Source organism: Parafannyhessea umbonata (genome assembly GCF_012844235.1).
In the GTDB taxonomy this organism is placed as follows: domain Bacteria; phylum Actinomycetota; class Coriobacteriia; order Coriobacteriales; family Atopobiaceae; genus Parafannyhessea.
The window spans coordinates 42,617-60,119 of sequence record NZ_JABAGR010000002.1 but is presented as its reverse complement, the minus strand read 5'-3'; the positions used below and the strand labels follow the sequence as shown (position 1 = coordinate 60,119).

At 65.8% G+C, this 17,503-nt stretch carries 16 protein-coding genes; 2 read left to right on the top strand and 14 right to left on the bottom strand.

Features of this window, described 5'->3' with window-relative positions; genetic code table 11:
* Window positions 1-82: 82 nt before the first annotated feature.
* From HF885_RS02150 to HF885_RS02110, 9 genes are all read right to left on the bottom strand, one after another.
* Entirely contained in the window at window positions 83-748 is a 666-nt protein-coding gene (locus tag HF885_RS02150; RefSeq protein ID WP_170103336.1) for an AAA family ATPase, read from the bottom strand.
* 71 nt (window positions 749-819) lie between these two features.
* Entirely contained in the window at window positions 820-1,467 is a 648-nt protein-coding gene (locus HF885_RS02145) for an amino acid ABC transporter permease (protein ID WP_170103335.1), read from the bottom strand.
* A 3-nt stretch (window positions 1,468-1,470) separates the two neighbouring features.
* Window positions 1,471-2,208: an amino acid ABC transporter permease gene (locus HF885_RS02140; protein WP_170103334.1), complete on the bottom strand. Its 738-nt coding sequence runs from the start codon at window positions 2,206-2,208 to the stop codon at window positions 1,471-1,473.
* A gap of 9 nt (window positions 2,209-2,217) precedes the next feature.
* Window positions 2,218-3,108, bottom strand: a complete 891-nt coding sequence (locus tag HF885_RS02135) for a transporter substrate-binding domain-containing protein (protein WP_170103333.1) — start codon at window positions 3,106-3,108, stop codon at window positions 2,218-2,220.
* Window positions 3,109-3,116: 8 nt separating this feature from the next.
* Window positions 3,117-3,836 carry an amino acid ABC transporter ATP-binding protein gene (locus HF885_RS02130; RefSeq protein ID WP_170103585.1) on the bottom strand — a complete coding sequence of 240 codons (720 nt, stop codon included), beginning with the start codon at window positions 3,834-3,836 and terminating at the stop codon, window positions 3,117-3,119.
* A gap of 276 nt (window positions 3,837-4,112) precedes the next feature.
* Entirely contained in the window at window positions 4,113-4,415 is a 303-nt protein-coding gene (locus tag HF885_RS02125) for a YerC/YecD family TrpR-related protein (protein ID WP_170103332.1), read from the bottom strand.
* Window positions 4,416-4,489: 74 nt separating this feature from the next.
* Complete coding sequence (locus HF885_RS02120; RefSeq protein ID WP_170103331.1) at window positions 4,490-5,707, bottom strand: Mbeg1-like protein; 1,218 nt, start codon at window positions 5,705-5,707, stop codon at window positions 4,490-4,492.
* 127 nt (window positions 5,708-5,834) lie between these two features.
* On the bottom strand, window positions 5,835-6,995 hold the full coding sequence (gene fucO, locus HF885_RS02115) for a lactaldehyde reductase (RefSeq protein ID WP_170103330.1): 1,161 nt from the start codon (window positions 6,993-6,995) through the stop codon (window positions 5,835-5,837).
* Between the two features lie 212 nt (window positions 6,996-7,207).
* A complete protein-coding gene (locus HF885_RS02110) occupies window positions 7,208-8,515 on the bottom strand; it encodes an NlpC/P60 family protein (RefSeq protein WP_170103329.1) in 1,308 nt (435 codons plus the stop codon).
* Between the two features lie 384 nt (window positions 8,516-8,899).
* On the opposite strand from HF885_RS02110, the gene HF885_RS10620 reads away from it, so the two are divergent.
* A complete protein-coding gene (locus HF885_RS10620; protein ID WP_170103328.1) occupies window positions 8,900-9,736 on the top strand; it encodes a YdcF family protein in 837 nt (278 codons plus the stop codon).
* A gap of 28 nt (window positions 9,737-9,764) precedes the next feature.
* Here the strand turns inward: HF885_RS10620 and gatB are convergent, their stop codons facing one another.
* From gatB to HF885_RS02080, 5 genes are all read right to left on the bottom strand, one after another.
* Window positions 9,765-11,300 carry an Asp-tRNA(Asn)/Glu-tRNA(Gln) amidotransferase subunit GatB gene (gene gatB, locus HF885_RS02100; RefSeq protein WP_170103327.1) on the bottom strand — a complete coding sequence of 512 codons (1,536 nt, stop codon included), beginning with the start codon at window positions 11,298-11,300 and terminating at the stop codon, window positions 9,765-9,767.
* Window positions 11,300-12,811, bottom strand: a complete 1,512-nt coding sequence (gene gatA / locus HF885_RS02095; RefSeq protein ID WP_170103326.1) for an Asp-tRNA(Asn)/Glu-tRNA(Gln) amidotransferase subunit GatA — start codon at window positions 12,809-12,811, stop codon at window positions 11,300-11,302. Before gatA ends, gatB begins: the two co-directional genes overlap by 1 nt.
* Window positions 12,811-13,128, bottom strand: coding sequence for an Asp-tRNA(Asn)/Glu-tRNA(Gln) amidotransferase subunit GatC (gene gatC / locus HF885_RS02090; protein ID WP_170103325.1), 318 nt, complete (start codon window positions 13,126-13,128; stop codon window positions 12,811-12,813). The genes gatA and gatC overlap by 1 nt, the downstream gene beginning before the upstream one ends.
* A 156-nt stretch (window positions 13,129-13,284) precedes the next feature.
* Complete coding sequence (locus HF885_RS02085) at window positions 13,285-14,589, bottom strand: MFS transporter (protein WP_170103324.1); 1,305 nt, start codon at window positions 14,587-14,589, stop codon at window positions 13,285-13,287.
* Between the two features lie 116 nt (window positions 14,590-14,705).
* On the bottom strand, window positions 14,706-15,710 hold the full coding sequence (locus HF885_RS02080; protein WP_170103323.1) for a bile acid:sodium symporter family protein: 1,005 nt from the start codon (window positions 15,708-15,710) through the stop codon (window positions 14,706-14,708).
* Window positions 15,711-16,085: 375 nt separating this feature from the next.
* Here HF885_RS02080 and HF885_RS02075 point away from each other — a divergent pair, with 375 nt between their 5' ends.
* Complete coding sequence (locus tag HF885_RS02075; RefSeq protein WP_170103322.1) at window positions 16,086-17,132, top strand: hypothetical protein; 1,047 nt, start codon at window positions 16,086-16,088, stop codon at window positions 17,130-17,132.
* Window positions 17,133-17,503 lie beyond the last annotated feature (371 nt).

Here is a 17,503-nt window from a genome sequence, read left to right as displayed (position 1 = left end):
GGGCACAAACCGGGTGCGCCGCCGTAACGACGCACCCGGTTCGACAACGCGCCTGCGCAAGCGCCGGCATGGGGCCCTGGGGCTAGTCCCTCCCCAGCTGGTGCTCCTTCAGGCGGTACGCCGCCGCGATGATCTGCGCCGCTCCTTCTCGCCCGAAGACGGAACGGTCCACCACCAGGTCCTTGTCGGTGTACATGTCCCACCTTCCGCCGCTGTAGCGCGTGTAGAACCGCTCGCGCTCGTGCTGGCGCTTGCGAACGAACGCGCTCGCGTCGTGCGTGGTCATGCCACGCTTCGCGCGCACGATCTCTACGCGCACGTCCAGCGGCGCCGTGACCAGCACGGAAATGAGGTTGGGGTTGCGTCGCAGGATGTAGTCGGACAGGCGTCCCTCGATGATGCACGGTTGCGTGCTCCCCAGGTCCAGGATCACCTGACGGATCGCCTGGAACGCGCGGTCCGCGTCCGAGCGCTGGTCCATGCTGTCCGGCAGAAACGCCAGGGGGCCGCGCTGCGGACGCTCGTCCACCGCCGCCAGCTGGTCGACGTCGAGCCCCATGCGCAGCGCCGAGCGCACGAGGAGCTCGTTGTCGTAGAGGGGTATGCCCAGCATCACGCTGAGCAGCTTGCCCACCTCGTGGCCCTCGGCCCCGTAGTCGCGCGCTATCGAGATGACGATGGGTTCCTGGCTGTCCGGGTCCGCGGACCCGTTGACGCTTGTGCTGTGTCTGAGGTCGCTTGCGCTCATGAGTGGCCTTTCGTTTGGATTTCTATGCTGGGCGCGGGGGGCGGTCCTTCTCGCCCGCCGGCGCCCGGACGCTATGCCGCGGCGCTCCTGCGCTGGTAGGCGCGAACCGCGAGCGATATCGCGAAGTTGAGGACGAAGTACGTGAGAAGGACGAACCCGTACAGCAGGAGGATCTGCGGAAGCGTGGACGCCTGCCCCATGACTACGGCGGAGTTGCGCATGAACTCGTGGACGTCGATGCCGCGGAGGTAGGACGTGTCCTTGATGACCGTCGTGCACTGGCTGAACAGCGCGGGGACGATCATCTTGAACGCCTGGGGAAGCACGACGAGGCGCATGGTGTCCACGAACCCGAAGCCCTGGGACTGCGCCGCCTCGAACTGGCCCTTGGGCAGCGCGTTCAGGCCACCGCGGACTATCTCGGCCATGACGGCGGAGGTGAAGACCGTGAACGTGAGGATGGACACGAGGATGTTGTCGCCCTGCACCGTGAAGCGGAAGATGAGGATCCACAGCAGGTTGGGCGTGCAGCGGAAGAGCTCGATGTAGGCGGTCACGAGCCACCTGAGCCACGACCAGCGACCGCGGCAGTACGACTTCGTCAGGGCGAGCAGCGTGCCGAACGCGATGGACAGCACGATGGACGCGGCGGAGATGACGATGGTGTTCAGCAGGCCCTGCAGCATGAAGGCCACGTTGCTGGCGGTAAAGACTCCCATGCGCTACACCTCCGCTTCCGTTGCGCCCGCGGTTGCGGTGCGGCGAGCCTTGCGCGGCGCGCGGGAACGCTTCTCGAGCCAGGTGACGAGCATGGCTATGGGGAAGCAGATGAGGAAGTACATGGCGCAGCACACGATGTAGCCCTGCAGGTAGCCGCTGTCGGCCACGAGGATGTCCGCCTGGTACATGAGGTCGCCGCCCGCGATGAGCGCGAGGACGGACGTGTTCTTCACCAGGTTGAGCGCCTGGTTGGCAAGGGGCGGAAGGATGATCCTGAACGTCTGCGGCAGGATGACGTATCGATAGGCCTGCACGCGCGTGAATCCCTGCGACTGCGCGCCCTCCATCTGCCCGCGCGGGATGGCCTCGATGCCGGTGCGGATGACCTCCGCGACGTAAGCGCCGTGGTAGAGGCCGACGCAGATGACGACGAGCACGAACGGCGCGATGCGCACGACGTGCTCCGCGCCAGTGATCGCCTGGAGAAGCATGGGACCGGCGGTATAGACGAAGAACACCTGCACGACGATGGGCGTGTTCTGGAAGAACTCCACGTAGACGCGGGAGATGCCGCGAAGCACCCGTGACTGCGTCGTAGAGAAGACGCCCAGCAGCGTGCCGACGAGAAGCGAGACCAGAAGCCCCGCGAGCGAGACCTCTATGGTGAAGAGGAAGCCCTGCCACAGCAGGTCCGTGTTTGCGAGCGTGGCGGCCCAGCGCTCGGGATTGAAGAGTTCCATGTGACCTCCCTACAAGAGCCGGTACTTCTTGGCCCACCGGTCGATCGCACCGGACCCCTTCAGGTCCTTCACGACGCCGCTGACGAGACTCGTGAGCTCGGTTGCGGACTTGGTGGTGCACACGCCGTACTCCTGCTTGCCAAAGATCAGGCTCGGCTCGAGCAGCTCGTTCGAGTCGTTCATGTACGTGCGGATGATGGAGCGGTCGATGGCGAACACGTCGATGTTGCCGGATGCGAGCGCCGCCGCGAGCGTGGGATAGTCCAGGTACTGCGGATAGCTCACGCTGAAGTCGCCATGCCCCTGGTCCTTGAGCATCTGCTGGATCTGGTTCATCGTGTCCGCGCCCTCGCCCACGCCGACGATGCGCCCGTCGAGATCGGCCACGGACTTGATGCCGGAGCTCCTCAGCACGAGCATGCCGATGGAATCCGTGTAGTACGCAGGCGAGAAGTTCCAGGACTTCTTGCGCTCTGGCGTGATCGTGTACGTGGCGCACACGAGGTCCACCTGGCCGGAGTCCACGAGGGGGCCGCGGGTCTTCGCCGTGACGCCCGTGAAGCTGGCAAGGCCGCGGCGCCGTGCCTCGGACGTCGACACGCCGAACACCTTCGCCGCGATGGCGTAGCAGATGTCGATCTCCATGCCCTGGAACTTGCCGGTGGCCGTGTCCTGGTAGCCGTAGCCTATGACGTCGGTCTTGACGCCGCAGTTGAGGTGCCCTCTGCTACGGATCGCGTCGACGCTCGCGGCAGAGGGCGCGTCTGAAGACGAGCAGCCGGCAAGCCCCACGACGGACGCCCCGGCAACGCCGATCATTGCGGCGCCGGCAAGCGAGACGAAGCCCCGACGTGTCAGCTGGGGACGGGCCGACTGCCAGGAATCGTACGTTCTTCTCATTGTGCCTCCTAGAGAATCTTGTCCAGGAAGGCCTGGCAGCGCGGGTTGTCGGGGTGCGTGAAGAAGTGCTCGGGCGTGCCCTCCTCCAGGATCTGGCCGTCCTCCATGAAGACGATGCGGTCGGCCACCTGGCGCGCAAAGCCCATCTCGTGCGTGACGCAGATCATGGTGATGTTCTCCTGCGCGAGCTCGACCATTACGTTCAGGACCTCGTTCACCATCTCTGGGTCGAGGGCGGAGGTGGGCTCGTCCAGCAGCATGATGGGCTGCTTGGTGCAGAGCGCACGCGCGATGGCGACGCGCTGCTGCTGGCCGCCCGAGAGGTTTTGCGGGTACTCGTCAGCCTTGTGCGCGAGGCCAACCCTCTTCAGGCTGCGCATGGCCTCCGCCTCGGCCTCCTCGCGGGTCTTCTTCTGCAGCTTTATGGGGGCCAGCGTCAGGTTGCCCATGACCGTCATGTTGGGATAGAGGTTGAACTGCTGGAACACCATGGACGTGTACTTGCGCGTGATCTCGAGGTGGTTCTTCTTGGTCATGAGCTCGCCGTTGATGCGCACCTCGCCGCTCGAGGGCTCCTCGAGCCAGTTGATCGATCGGATGAGCGTGGACTTGCCGGAGCCGGACGGCCCGATGAGCACGACCTTCTCGCCCTCGCGCACGGAGAGGCTCACGTCCTTGAGTACGTGCAGGTCGCCGAAGTACTTGTTCAAGTGAACGATGTCGATCATGTTGTTGGGCATGTGCGGACTCCTCTCACCGCGCTTCGCGGCATGTGTCATGCGGCGACGCGCGGCCGTCGCGGACCTTGCGATGAGGCTCCCGTGCGCTCGCGTCACGGGGCCGCTGCGATTGAGCTGCGTTTGATGAACGTGGCAACGCTGGATGTAGGCACATGCGCAGGTACGAGCCACGAAATCGTATGTAATTCTGAACGAACGATGACAAGTTCGGTAAAAACTCTACAAGTACGACACCTGCCTGACACGCAGGCGCGGCACATGTTCCTAGACGCCGCCCTCCAGGTGCGACAACACGGTACGATAGCCGCCCACCTCGCCGTTGAGGCATTTCGAGACGCGACTCACGGTCGTTGAGGACGCGCCGGTCTTGCGTGACACGTCCACGTAAGAGCAGCCGTCCGAGAGCAGCGTGGCCACCTGAAGCCTCTGGGCCAGGTCCTCGATCTCCTTCGGACTGCACACGTCCAACAGGAAGGCACGCGCCTCGTTCGCATCGCGTAGCGACCCGAACGCTGCGAACAGCCTGTCCTCCTCCTCGCGCAGCCTCTGCGTCTGTTCCTCTGTCATGTGCGCTCCTCGCGACAGTCGTTGCGTGGAGAATACTTTATCGCAATAAAGCATGCCGTGTGTTACGGCAACGTTTATTCAGCATGCGACTGGCGGCGCGGAAGCGACACCGCAAGGCCGCTCGCCGCATTGCGCGCGCTCTGGACGACCCCCTCGTACGCCCTGCGGACGACGTCTGACGTTCTTTCCGCCTGCTTTGCCACCACGCACTCCACGAGCTTCCATACCAGGCGCTTCGTCTGGTCGCTTGCGCCGTTTGCCGCGGTCATCACCTTCGGCAGCCCCTCGCGAGACGTCACGTCGGTAAGCTCCGGGCCACCGGCGGACAGGATGTCGAAGAACTCGTTCGTGAATCGCTCGCGCTCGCCCATGTCCACGGGCCCCATCCACTCGTCGAGGGCGGCATCGAACGCAGCGGCGTCTGGGTCGAGCCCGCCGGTAAGCACAAATCCAGAGGGAAGAACCCTCCACGTGAGCGGATCGTGTTGGAGCATGCCCGAGCCCGTACTTGCGACATACGTCCTTGGCTCGTCTGCCCGGTCGAACAATTGCCCTATGACGCTATACGCGGGCTGGTAGCGCACGAACCTGTCGCCGATGGCATCGCGCGCGTCGCGCTCGACAACGCGCCCATCAAGCCCGGGCCCATCGAAGCTGTAGCACCGAAGCAGGTGGTCCGCAAGCGTCTTCGGCATAGCCGCGACCGCATACGAGACCAGGTTTCCGCCCTTGGAGTGCCCGCCCGCCATAAGCGGCTCCCCCGCTGTCGCAGAGGCCTCCAAGGCCCTGCTCAGGTAGTTCGCCGCAAGCCTCTGGGCACCGGTCACCTCGAAGCTCAGCATGAAGTCCTCTCGCCAGCCGGCAAGCGTTAGGTCCGTGCCGCGAAACGACACGTAGCGAACGCCTCCCTCGCAACCCATCACGGACCCAGGCGGCAACAGTACCTCGACCGCGGCAAACTGGACGGCTCGATCGTGGTCCATCACGTCCACGTACCGTCCGATTCTCAGACGCCCGAAGCGACGACTTTCCGCAACCGCCTTGAGGTATCCCGCATCGATCGTTGCAAGTGACCGCACGTACGGCGTGACGTCGCCCCCTGAGCGCTCCAGGAGCTCGCCCAGGGCAGCGCCTACCCCGACCGTCCCGCCAGCCGCCTCGTTCGGGACGATGCCGACGAGGTCGATGTAGCTCAACGTCGCTAGCACCAGGGCGTCCACGTCGTTGAAGGGTCGCTCGGCAAAGTCAAGGTCGCCGCGCCACCTTGCGTAGTCAATCAGATTATCGGCCACGGTCACCTCCCACGCGTTGCATCGTCCTGCCGTCGGGTCGATCGAGAAAAGCCGCGTCGCTCCTCGAGAGGAGCATCGGGGCGGCGCCCGCATGGGCACCGCCCCGTAAAGTCCTCTTCTCGACAGTCTACGCCATGATCTGGCGGAACATGTCCTTCACCTGTTCGGGGGTCGCCTCACGCGGATTGCCGGGGTAGCAGGCATCGGCAAGAGCGTCTGCCGCCAGCTGGTCGAGATCCTCTTCGACGAGGCCCTTGCACGTCTTGGGAATGCCGACATCCTCGCCCAGCTTGCGAACGGCGGCGATTGCGGCATCCGCAGCCTGCTCGTCCGTCATGCCCTCCTCGTACACGCCCATGGCGCGTGCGACGCCAGCCTGCTTGTGCGCGGCGACCGGCTTGTTGAACTCCATCGAGATGGGCAGCAGCATGGCGCAGGCGACGCCGTGCGGCGTGTCATAGTGCGCAGACAGCGTGTGCGCCATGGAGTGGTCGATGCCCAGGCCGACGTTCGAGAAGCCCATGCCCGCGATGTACTGGCCAAGCGCCATCTGCTCGCGACCGTGGCCAGGCTTCTTGTCCTTGGCCTCCTGGACGGCGTCGCGCAGGTTGTGGCTGATGATCTCGATGGCCTTGTAGTGGAACATGTCGGACATCTCCCACGCGCCCTTCGTGGTGTAGCCCTCGATGGCGTGCGTGAGCGCATCCATGCCCGTGGATGCGGTAAGCCCAACCGGCATGGATGCCATCATGTCGGGGTCGACAACCGCCACGTCGGGGATGTCGTTGGTGTCTACGCAGACAAACTTGCGCTCCTTCTCCGGGTCGGTGATCACGTAGTTGATGGTGACCTCGGCGGCCGTGCCGGCCGTCGTCGGGACCGCAATGGTGAAGACGGCGTGCTTCTTCGTGTCGGCAACGCCCTCGAGGCTCTTGACGTCCGCAAACTCGGGATTGTTGGCGATGATGCCGATGGCCTTCGCCGTGTCCATCGCGGAGCCGCCACCAATGGTCACGATCGCGCTCGCGCCGCTCTTCTTGAACGCCTCGACGCCATCCTGAACGTTCTTGATCGTGGGATTGGGCTTCACCTCGTCGTAGAGGTCCCACTTGATGCCCGCCTCGTCCAGCAAGTCCGTCACCTTGGACGTCACGCCAAACTTCACGAGGTCAGGATCAGAGCTCACGAAGACGTGGTCGTAGCCGCGACGCTTGAGCTCGCCCGGAATCTCCTTGATGGCCCCTGAACCGTGATAAGAGATGCCATTGAGAACGAACCTGTTCGCCATGTTTCCTCCTCGGACGTTGAGATTTTGTCATCACGCTCTGTTGCGGATGGTTTCAGCTATACCCCAACGCCCGGTATGCGAACACATGTCCGTATCGCCATCCGCGAATGGTAGGTTGTCGCCCGCGAACGCAATTCTACACGCGTAGGAAAAAGGGCACGCCCCTTGGACGCGCCCTTCTCAAACAAGTTTTTCTAATGCCGACCCACAGCCTACACGGGCGAGCCGCACCTGGAGAAGCTGCTCACGCTGCCGTAGCCGATGCCCTGGCTGGGCGAGAACGCCTCAATCGTGGCACCTCCACCAATGTAGATGCCCACGTGGCCGGGACGCCAGACGACGTCGCCAGGCACCGCCTGGGAGATCGGCTTCGTGCAGAACGAGGACTGCGACGCGGAGCTGTGGCTGATGCCGATGCCCGCGACGCCGTACGCATAGCTCGTAAGTCCCGAGCAGTCGAACGTCTTGGAACCGGGGTCAGAGGCACCCCAGACGTAGGTGCCGCCGACCATGCGCGTCGCCGCCGCGATGACGGTGTTGCGCCATGCGCCGGAGACGCTGGAGCTGCCCTTGTTCGAGCTGCCTCCCGCATTGGAGCTCGAGCCACCGTTGCCCTTGTTCGAGCTGGCGCCCGCGTTGCCGTTGCCCTTGTTCGAGCTGGCGCCCGCGTTGGAGCCCGAGCCACCGTTGCCCTTGTTCGAGTTCGTGCCGGAATTGGTGTTCCCCTTGCTCGAGTTCGAACCGGAGTTGTTGCTCTTGCCGGAATCGGAGTTGCCCTTGTTGGAGTTTGCGTTGCCTTGGGTGCTCGCGTTGTTATCGGGCGTGTAGTACGCGCCGCCGTTGGCCTGGGCCTTCGCGGCAGCCTCCTCGGCAGCCTTCTTCGCCGCGGCCTCACGCGCCGCCTGCTCCTCGGCAAGCGCCTTCTGCACCTCGGAGCTCAGGCTGTTCACGTAGTCCTGCGCCTTCTGGGACTGCGCGTTCAAGGCCTCGCTCTGGGCCTTCTTGTCGGCCACGAGCTTCTCCTGGGAGGCCTTCTGCTCCTCGAGCTCGGACTTCTGGGACGACAGCTGGCTCTCGAGCGTCTTGACGTCGTTGATGGCGTTGGAGTCCTTCTCGCTCACCTTGTTCGCGTACACGATGTTGCTCGTAAGCGTGTCGAACGAGTCGGAGCCAAGCAGGATGCTCAGCAGGTCGGTGTCGCCATACTTGTAGTTCGCGGCAACGCGCTTGCTCAGGACGGCCTGCTTCTCCTTCAGCTCCGCCTGCGTCTTCTCGATGTCGGAGTTAAGGGAGTTGATCTTGGAGTTCGTCTGGTCGAGCTCTACCTTCGTCTGGTTCAGGTCCTCGGAGGCCTGCTCCGCCTTAGCGTATAGGCTGTTCAGCTTCGCCTGGGCGTCACTCAGCTGTGACTTCAGCTCGGAGCTGGAGGGAGTTGCGAGCGCAGGAACGGCTGCGCCGGAGAAGACTAGCGTCGCGGAGAGTGCGGCAGCTATAGCTTTTTGGGCCTTATTTCGCTTCAAAACCCGCCTCTTTCGTATTGCATCGTCGTTTGTAAGGTCCCGAAGATTCTATCATTTTGAGGACGTCGCTTCCCAAAATCCGCCGCGCGCACGTCGTCATGACCCTGGCTCACCCGTTTTGGACCGCATGTCCCTCGAATGCGAGAAGGGAGCCTTTTACCAGATGGCACGCAGGTTTTTAGGTATCCCCAAGCCGTCCCGAAGCAGGCGTTAAGCGTCGTGGGGGCTTCGTGAATGTGCAGACAATTTGGAGCAGTTATGAACAAACGCCCAGCTAAACCCTCAAGCCACCCTCAAGCGTCCTCGCATGGGGCACGCGGGGCTGTCGCCGTGCGCCCTGCGCGAGCCTCCACGCTCGAAGGCTCCGAGCGCCGCTGGCGACCTGTGGTCTACGCCGTTTGCGCGGCCTCGCTTGCGCTTGGCGTCGCGTTTCTCGCGATGGCGCTTCCCGCCGGGGCGCCGCGCCCGAGCACGTTCCTTTGGGTTGCCTGCGCGCTCGCCTTCGCGGCTTCGTGCGCCTCGAACGCAGCCTACCTCGCACGGCATCCCGGCCGTCCCACCATCGGCATGGCGCCCGTCGCCGTCGCGTCCGCCGGCGCGGCGGCAGCTCCCCTCGCGACGTCCGCGACGGTCACGTCCCCGCCGCTGCGCGTGCTTGCGGTTGCGGCGCTTGCGCTGGGCATCGCCTGCACCGCCGTGTTTGGGTACGTGTTCGCCAGGATGCGCGCAGCGTACGCAAACGCGCCCGCGCCGGGCGAGAAGAGCGTGCTCATAGTGCTTGGCGCCGCCGTGCGCGACGGCAGGCCCTGCCAGACGCTGGCCCGAAGGCTCGACGTGGCCGCGAGCCTTCTGCTTGGACATCCCGGCCGCGTGGCCGTGCTTTCGGGCGGTGTCTCGGCCACACGGCCCGGCGAGCCGACTGAGGCGGAGGCCATGGCCCGCTACCTGCGGGATCGAGGCGTGCCGGCAACACAGCTCCTGTTGGAGCCACGTGCCGCGAACACCAGGCAGAACGTGTCCTTCTCGCTCGAGGCGCTACGCGACGCAGGGCTTGCGGGGCGGCAGCTGTGCGTGGTGTCGAACGACTACCACCTGTGGCGCGCGCTTCGGTGCGCGCGGCGCCAGGGCGTGACGCTTGTGCCCGTGGCCGCGCGCACGCCGCGCGCGAGCGCCCCCCAGCAGTGGTGCCGGGAGGCGCTCACGATCCTTGCGGGACGCTAGGTGGCCGCTGCGATGGTCCCCTCGTCGATCACGCCTCGAGCCGCGCGGTTAGCAGCTTGTTGAACAGCTTGGGGTTGCCGGTGCCATGGCTCGCCTTCATGCACTGCCCCACCAGGTAGCCCACGACCTTCTTGTTGCCGTCATGGTACTGCTGGACCTGGTCGGTGCAGCGTGCGAGAACCTCGTCCACGATGGGCTCGAGCGCCGCCGTGTCCGTCACCTGGCGCATGCCGCGCTCGTCCACCACGCGCTCCGGGTCCTCGTCGGTGCCGTTGACCGCCTCGAGCACCTCGCGCGCCTGGGCGAAGGTGATGGCGTCCTCGGCGAGAAGCCCGGCGACCCCCCTCACCTGCGCGGGAGTCAGTGCATCGAAGCTCGGCGCCAGGTTCACCATCACGTTGGCGATGGTTGCCACGACCTTCGCCGGCGCGCCCTCGAGCGCCTCCTCGAAAAAGGACGCGACGGCGGGGTCGCCGGCGATCTGGCGGGCGTCGGCGCGCTTCAGTCCCAGCTCCGCCACGTAGCGGGCCGCCTTGGCGTCCGGAAGCTCCGGGATGCGAGCGCGGGCCTCCTCGATGAAGTCGTCCGTCAGGTCGAACGGCGCGAGGTCGGGGTCCGGGAACAGGCGGTAATCGTCCGCGGTCTCCTTGACGCGCATGACGACGGTGCGGCGGCGACTGGGTTCCCAGTGGCGGGTCTCCTGGTAGATGATGCCACCTTCCTCCAGCACCTCCGCCTGGCGGCAGATTTCATACTCGAGCGCGTCGTGCAGGCTCTTGAACGAGTTGATGTTCTTCATCTCGGCCTTGGTGCCAAGGCGGGTCTCGCCGCGGCGGCGCAGGCTGATGTTGCCGTCGCAGCGCATGGAGCCGTTCTCGAGCGAGCAGTCGCTGATGCCGAGCGTCTTGAACGTCTGCTGCAGCTTCTCCATGAACAGGCGCGCCTCCTCCGGCGTGCGGAGGTCGGGCTCCGTCACGAGCTCGATGAGTGGCGTGCCGCAGCGGTTGTAGTCGATGAACGACTCGGACGCGCCGGTGATGCGGCCCTCCTCGCCACCGGAGTGGACCATCTTCGCGGCGTCCTCCTCCATGTGGATGCGCAGGATGCGGATGGGCACCGTGTACGAGCCGTCTTCCGCGCGCGCGATGGGGGTCTCGCCGTCCGCGGCGACGTCCTCCCACAGGGGGCGCTCCGCGGCGCCGGCGCCCTCGACCTCGAGGTCCAGGTGACCGTGCATGCAGAACGCGACCGGGCCCTGCGTGGTCTGGAAGTTCTTAGCCATGTCCGGATAGAAGTAGTGCTTGCGATAGAACATGGAATGCTTCATGATCTGGCAGTTGGTGGCAAGGCCGGCCATCACGATGGACTGGATGGCCTTGCGGTTTGGCACCGGCAGCGCGCCGGGCATGCCCAGGCAGACGGGGCACACGTTCGTGTTGGGCGGGTCGTCGTGCGAAAGCCGGCAGTTGCAGAACATCTTAGTGTCGAGCGCGGTGAGCTCCGTGTGCACCTCGAGGCCGATCACGGCCTCCCAGTCCTTGAGGACGTCCTCGAGCTTCCTCATCACAGGTCACCTCCCCTTCCGGCGAACGCGGGCGCGACGGGGGCGCCGCCCCCCAGGCCTAGGCCCTGGTCAACCCCGCGCTCGATCGCACGGGCGAACCGGAGCAGTCTGCGGTCGCTGAACGCGGGGCCCTGCAGCTGCGCCGAGACGGGCATGTGCGTCTGGGCGGAAAGACCCAGCGGAACCGAGACGCCGCCGTTGCCGCAGATGTTGTTGGAGATCGTGAACATGTCGGACGCGTACATCTGCGTGGGGTCGCTCACGTCGCCGAAGCGCCACGCCGTCGTGGGGGCGCTTGGCAGCAGGATGACGTCGCAGCTTTGGTACGCGCGGGCGTAGTCCTGCGTGATGAGGGTGCGGACCTGCTGCGCGGGATAGTAGTACTTCTCGTACACGCCACTGGAGAGCAGGTACGCGCCGAGCATCTGGCGGCGCTTCGCCTCCTCGCCGAAGCCGTGGGCGCGCGAGAGCGACGTCTGCTGCGCGAGCGTGGCGCAGTCGGGCTCCTGGTAGCCATAGCGCACGCCGTCGAAGCGCGCGAGGTTGCTGAACGCCTCGCACGGGGCGATGACGTAGTACGCGGCGATGGCGGACGCGATGTTGGGGAGGTCGACCTCCACGACGCGGGCGCCCTGGTCCCGCAGGGAGTCGAGCGCGGCCGCGAGTGCGTCGCGCACCTCCTGCGAGAGGCCCTTCGCCTCCATGAGCTGCGGCACCACGCCGACCGAAAGGCCCTCGACCGGATCGTCGAGGTGCTCGAGGAAGTCGACGGCGCAGTCCTGGCTGGTGGAGTCCAGCGGGTCGCGGCCGGGCGCGGTGAGCGCGTTCATGGCGAGGGCGACGTCCTCCACGCGACGGCCGAACGGGCCCACCTGGTCGAGCGAGGAGCCAAACGCGACGACGCCGTAGCGGCTGACGGCGCCGTACGTGGGCTTCATGCCCACGACGCCGCAGAAGCTGGCCGGCTGGCGGATGGAGCCGCCCGTATCGGAGCCAAGCGCGAGCGTGGCCTCGCCCGCGGCGACGGCCGCGGCAGATCCGCCCGACGACCCGCCCGGCACGCGCGAGGTGTCCCACGGGTTGTTGGTGCGGTGGAACGCGGATGACTCCGTGGTGCTTCCGAACGCGAACTCGTCCATGTTGGCCTTGCCGACGGGCGTGGCGCCCGCGTCGAGCATGCGCCGCACGCACGTGGCCGTGAACACGGACTCGTAGTTCTCGAGCATCCTGGACGCGCAGGTGGTGCGCGTCCCGACCAGGTGCATGTTGTCCTTGAAGGCCACGGGCACGCCGGCAAGGGGGCCGATCTTCTCGCCCGCGGCGCGACGCGCATCCGTCTGCGCGGCAGCCTTCAGCGCGAGGTCCGCGGAGACCTGCAGAAACGCCTGGACGTCCTTCTCGCGGCCGTCTATGGCGTCCAGCGCGGCCTGTGCCACCTCCGTGGCCGTGAAGTCTCCGTTGCGGACGCCAGCCGCGATCTGCGCGGCGGAAAGTGAGTCGAGGCTCGCCATCAGAAGTCCTCCTCTGAGTCGCCCAGGATGGAGGGCACGCGGAAGTAGCGGCCGTGCGCGGACGGCGCGTTCTCGAGCGCCCGGTCGATGGGCAGCGCGCGGACGGAATCGTCCACAACGTCTGCCCCCATGACGTTGGAGAGGTCCCCGATTGGGTGAAACGTTGGCTCGACGCCCTCGAGGTCGTACTCGCGAATGGGCTCGAGCAGCTCGACGGCCTCGTTCATGTACGTGGTCATCTGCTCGAGCTCGTCCGGCGTGAGCGCGATGCGCGCGTAGTCCGCGATGCCCGCCACGTCGTCTTGGGACAGTGCCATGTCTGCCCTCCTTGCAGGTTGGGTCTGCGGCACGGCGTGCCGCACGTGTGTCACGACCATGATACGCAAAGCCGGCCGGGCGGGCGCCGCGCCGGCGCGGGGCGCAACCGCACCGTTACGTTGCAGTCACGCCGGCGACGCGGCCGGCGCAAGACGCTAGCCCAGGAGCTCGCGGCGCGAGCGGGTGCGCGCCACGAACAGCGCCGCCACGGCAGCGACCATGGCCGACGCCGCGAACAGCGTGGCCTGCACGCCAAGGGCGTCCGCCACGAACGGTGCCACCAGCAGCGGCAGCACGCCCGCGCTGTTCATGCCGACGCGCATGACGGACGTGACGCGCCCGACGTGGGCGACGTCGCAGCGCGCCTGCGCGAGCGTGGTGCGCGTTGGCCCCATGGCGCCAAAGCCCAGCCCGCTGACCAGCTGGCCCACGCACGCCCACGCGACGGACGCCGTGCCGACGTATAGCATGGACCCCACCCCCGTGACGAGGAGCATCGCGGACAGCGCCGTCATGTCGAGCCTGCGCGAGGGGATCCGCAGGACCGCAAGCGAGCCCAGCGTGCCGCCGACGCCCGCTATCGCGGAGAGCCATCCCATCCACTGCGCGCCGGCGCGCAGCACGTCGCGGTAGAACAGCGACTCGAGCGAGTCGAACGCGCCGTACGCGAAGAACCCCAGGAACCCGATGAGGAAGAGCGTGCGCAGGCCCTCGCTCTGCCAGGTGATGCGCACGCCCTCGGCAAGGTCGCCGAGAAACCCGCGCGCGCCGGTCGCGGGGCGCGCCTTAAGGTCGGGGTCGCCGTCGCCCGTGCCCGCGGTGCCGGCCTCCCCGGACGCCGGCCGCTGCCGAGAGGGCGCGATCTTCTCGACCGTTGCCCAGACGAGCGCGAGCGCCGGAAGCGACGCGAACGCCATGATCGCGAAGTCGCACTTTGTGGGAAGCGCGCTCACGATGAGGCCGCCGAGCGCTGGCCCCGCGATGACGGCCACGCTGGTGGCGGTGTAGACGAGGCTGTTGACCCTCTGCAGGTAGCGCGGGTCGTCAGACACGAAGCGCGGATAGGCGTCCATGGAGGTGCTCCCGACGCCGAACGCCGCGCCCTGCACGGCGGCAAGGGCGTAGAGAAGCGCGTAGCTCAGCGGCAGGAGCCAGCCGGCGAGACCCGCCACCGCCATGACGGAAAGCGTGGCCGCGAGCGTGCGCCTGGGACCCACGGCGTCGACCAGGGGGCCTGCCACGAAGCTCATGACCACGAGCATGACGTTGAGCACCAGAACGAGCGAGGAGACGACGAGCGCATCGGCACCCAGGTCGTAGGTGGCGCATCCGATGATGCCCACGAAGTATATGGCCTGAAGTCCCAGCTGCATGAGGAAGTTTGACGCCACGGTGCGGGCTTCCGGCTTTGAGAGGAGGTTGGACGAGAAGATCTTGGATGCGAAATCTTGCAAACGCATGCGTGCGGCCTTTCTGCATGGGGTGGAGGGACGAGGTGGGGACCGCCGTGCCGACGGAGAGGAGCGGCGCACGGGCCGCTCCGGAAGGTGAGGCCGGCCGGGGGTCGAGAAGGCCGTCAGTGCGCCGCCGGTGCTGTTGGCGCGGACGTTGCGTCGCCAGGGGCGGGCGCATCGGGCCGGACGCCGAGGACCCTGCCCATGACCTTGCCGTACGTTGCGGCAAGCACCTGCTGGAACAGTGTGCCCGCCACGACGGGGAACATGACCGCCGGCGGGAAGAACTGCGCCGCGATGACCGCGCCGCACGAGATGTTGCGCATGCCGCACTGGAAGACCATGGACACCGTGCCGGGGACGTCCTGCCCGGCAACGCGCGCGAGGGCGAGCCCCGCGAGATAGCCCGTGGACGCGAACAGCAGGATGAAGACCAGGACGCCCACGAGACGGGACGTGAGGTTGGTGAGGTACGGAGCCGCGGACGTTGCGTTGGAGGCGATGACCAGGACGATGGCGACCCGCGCCGCCGGCATGAGGTCCGGCGAGAGACGCCGGGCGGCCCATCCGCGCGTGGCGTCGTTCAGGACCATGCCGAGGACGGCGGGGAGCGCGACGGTGAGCACGACGTTGAGCACCATGGGTAAGGCGTCGACGCGCACGGCATGGCCGAGAAGGACCTGCAGCGTGGCGGGTATGGTCACCGGGGCGATGACGGACGAGACCATGAGCGTTGCCAGACCCCGCGCGACGTTGCCCCCGTACATCGATATCCACATGGTGGAGATTGCCGCGACGGGAACGCTGTATTCGAGCACGATGCCGGTAACCAGGTGCACGCTGCTGCCAAACAGGGCCCTGGCCAGCAGAAACGCGACGACCGGCATCACGCCGGACGCGAAGGCGATCGTGATCAGCATGGGGGCCGGCCGCCTTGCGGCCTCTGCCAGATTGCGAAGGCCGTTGGTGAGTGCACCCTGAAAGGACACGAGCGCGAAGAGCCACGGGACGGCGGGCGCGAGGTGGGACAGCTGCGCGGGAAACGCGCACGCCGCCACGACGCACGCGATGGCGATGGGCGCCATGTGGGCGCCGATGAACTTTCCGAACGAGTGCCAAGCGTCCAAGATGGCCTTCTCCCCCGCCGTGGCCGCGTTGGCCCCGAGCCGACGCCCCCGACACGAGAAATACTAGCAGACACGACGGCGGCAGGACGCGACCGGCAGGGGACGCGCCGCGGACGCCAGAGCGCTCGGGCGGCGGCAGGGTACGACCGGCAGGGGACGCGCCGCGGACGCATGCCTACGGGGCGCATCGTGTTGTTCCCATGGAGGACGGGCGGCTGGCAGTGGGCACAGAGGGTCGAGCGCGGATGGACGTTCTTCTCGCCCAGGGCGTTTACCTGCGAAAACGAAAGGTACGAGACGAAAGGCGCCAACGGGTGCAGCTAGCGGGAAGTCTGGCGCGAACCATCTGCGAGCGCCGCGTGCCATCATGCCCGCATGAGCATCTGCATCTCACATACGACGGCGCTGTGGCTTATGTGCAGCCCCAGCATTTGGCCGCTCGTCGCGGGCGGACGTGACGAGGCTGACCTTCAGCCAGATTTCGAGGCCAACCGCACCAACGTCATCAGAGAGACAGAGGCCATACTCCCAACGGTATGTGCACTCGCCGAATGGGACCAGGAGAGCGTCAAGCCCATAGACATTCTTGTTCCAAGGGGGGCCAGCCGGAGAAGGAACGGCATCTGCATACGACATTCTTGGGGACGCGCACTGCCAGCAAATGCCATCGTCAGGCTTGATGAGGGAATCTACCTGTCGACTCCGGAGTTCGCTTTCCTGCAGATGGCGAACAGCCTTGATGAAATAGAGCTCGCACTCCTGGGTTGCAGCTTATGCGGCAGGTACTACCCCTGCGAGTGCGAGGCTGGGTTCGTGAAAAGACCACGCCTGACGACGATTAGAAGGCTTGACAGCTTTCTCTCCCAGTTCAAGAACGTGAAGAACGCGGCGAAAGCGCGCAGAGCCTTGCGGTGGGTGTTCGAGGAATCCAGATCGCCCATGGAAACCTCCACTGCCATACTGCTGTCTGCAAGCAGGAGGATGGGAGGGTATGGGCTTCCGAAGCCCATGCTCAACCAGACGGTTGAGCTCTCGGCACAATCATCCGCAGTCGCAGGAACCCCCTACTATGTGGTCGACCTCTATTACCCAAAACCCAATGTGGCGATCGAATACCTCGGAAAGCCCTACCACGAAGACGTCAATCGAGACGTTACGAGGGAGTATGTCCTTAAGAGCGAAGGTTGCACCCTATTCAACGTAACCATTACGCAAGTGATAACCAGCTCGCTCAGAAACCGCCTCGTGATGGACATCGCGCAGGCAATTGGATACCGTCTGCGAAAGAGCACCCCGGCAATAAGTGGGAAGAGGAACGCCCTCTTAAACAGGATTCTTCCCCACCCGTCCCAAGTCTTAAAGTCGGGAGAGGTCGTGTGGAAAAGCGCCTCATGGGCGTTGCCTCTGAGACTGCCGCGCTAAGCGCTTCCAACGCAAGCGAGGCACCACATAACGCCATCCGAAATCACTTCTCAATCTGCCGCGGCACCCATTCGAGGATTCCTCACGCCCGCAGTTGATCTTGATGCACGGGTCTTTTCGCATACGAAACAAGTTGTTGCACCCAGTCGACCACCGACGGCGAGGCGGCAGGCCATCGCTACCGAGTTCAGGTACATGCCCACATCCAAAAAGTCTCTGCACGCACCGCGGCTAATCTTACAGGGTTTCGCAAACTCGCAGCCGGTGCGTACCCGTTGGCTTCACGCCACTGCACACACCCGGGTCGACCTTGCAGAGTCGTGCGAACTCGGCGCGGGTGCGTGCCCGGGACCTCGGTCGCGCCGCACACA

What these genes read in the sequence shown, in the direction of transcription:
- HF885_RS02145 (WP_170103335.1), bottom strand. Translation starts at nt 1,467, where the DNA reads ATGGGAGTCTTTACCGCCAGCAACGTGGCCTTCATGCTGCAGGGCCTG.
- HF885_RS02075 (WP_170103322.1), top strand. Translation starts at nt 16,086, where the DNA reads ATGAGCATCTGCATCTCACATACGACGGCGCTGTGGCTTATGTGCAGC.
- HF885_RS02085 (WP_170103324.1), bottom strand. Translation starts at nt 14,589, where the DNA reads ATGCGTTTGCAAGATTTCGCATCCAAGATCTTCTCGTCCAACCTCCTC.
- HF885_RS02130 (WP_170103585.1), bottom strand. Translation starts at nt 3,836, where the DNA reads ATGATCGACATCGTTCACTTGAACAAGTACTTCGGCGACCTGCACGTA.
- HF885_RS02125 (WP_170103332.1), bottom strand. Translation starts at nt 4,415, where the DNA reads ATGACAGAGGAACAGACGCAGAGGCTGCGCGAGGAGGAGGACAGGCTG.
- gatA (WP_170103326.1), bottom strand. Translation starts at nt 12,811, where the DNA reads ATGGCGAGCCTCGACTCACTTTCCGCCGCGCAGATCGCGGCTGGCGTC.
- fucO (WP_170103330.1), bottom strand. Translation starts at nt 6,995, where the DNA reads ATGGCGAACAGGTTCGTTCTCAATGGCATCTCTTATCACGGTTCAGGG.
- gatC (WP_170103325.1), bottom strand. Translation starts at nt 13,128, where the DNA reads ATGGCACTGTCCCAAGACGACGTGGCGGGCATCGCGGACTACGCGCGC.
- HF885_RS02135 (WP_170103333.1), bottom strand. Translation starts at nt 3,108, where the DNA reads ATGAGAAGAACGTACGATTCCTGGCAGTCGGCCCGTCCCCAGCTGACA.
- HF885_RS02140 (WP_170103334.1), bottom strand. Translation starts at nt 2,208, where the DNA reads ATGGAACTCTTCAATCCCGAGCGCTGGGCCGCCACGCTCGCAAACACG.
- HF885_RS02150 (WP_170103336.1), bottom strand. Translation starts at nt 748, where the DNA reads ATGAGCGCAAGCGACCTCAGACACAGCACAAGCGTCAACGGGTCCGCG.
- gatB (WP_170103327.1), bottom strand. Translation starts at nt 11,300, where the DNA reads ATGAGGAAGCTCGAGGACGTCCTCAAGGACTGGGAGGCCGTGATCGGC.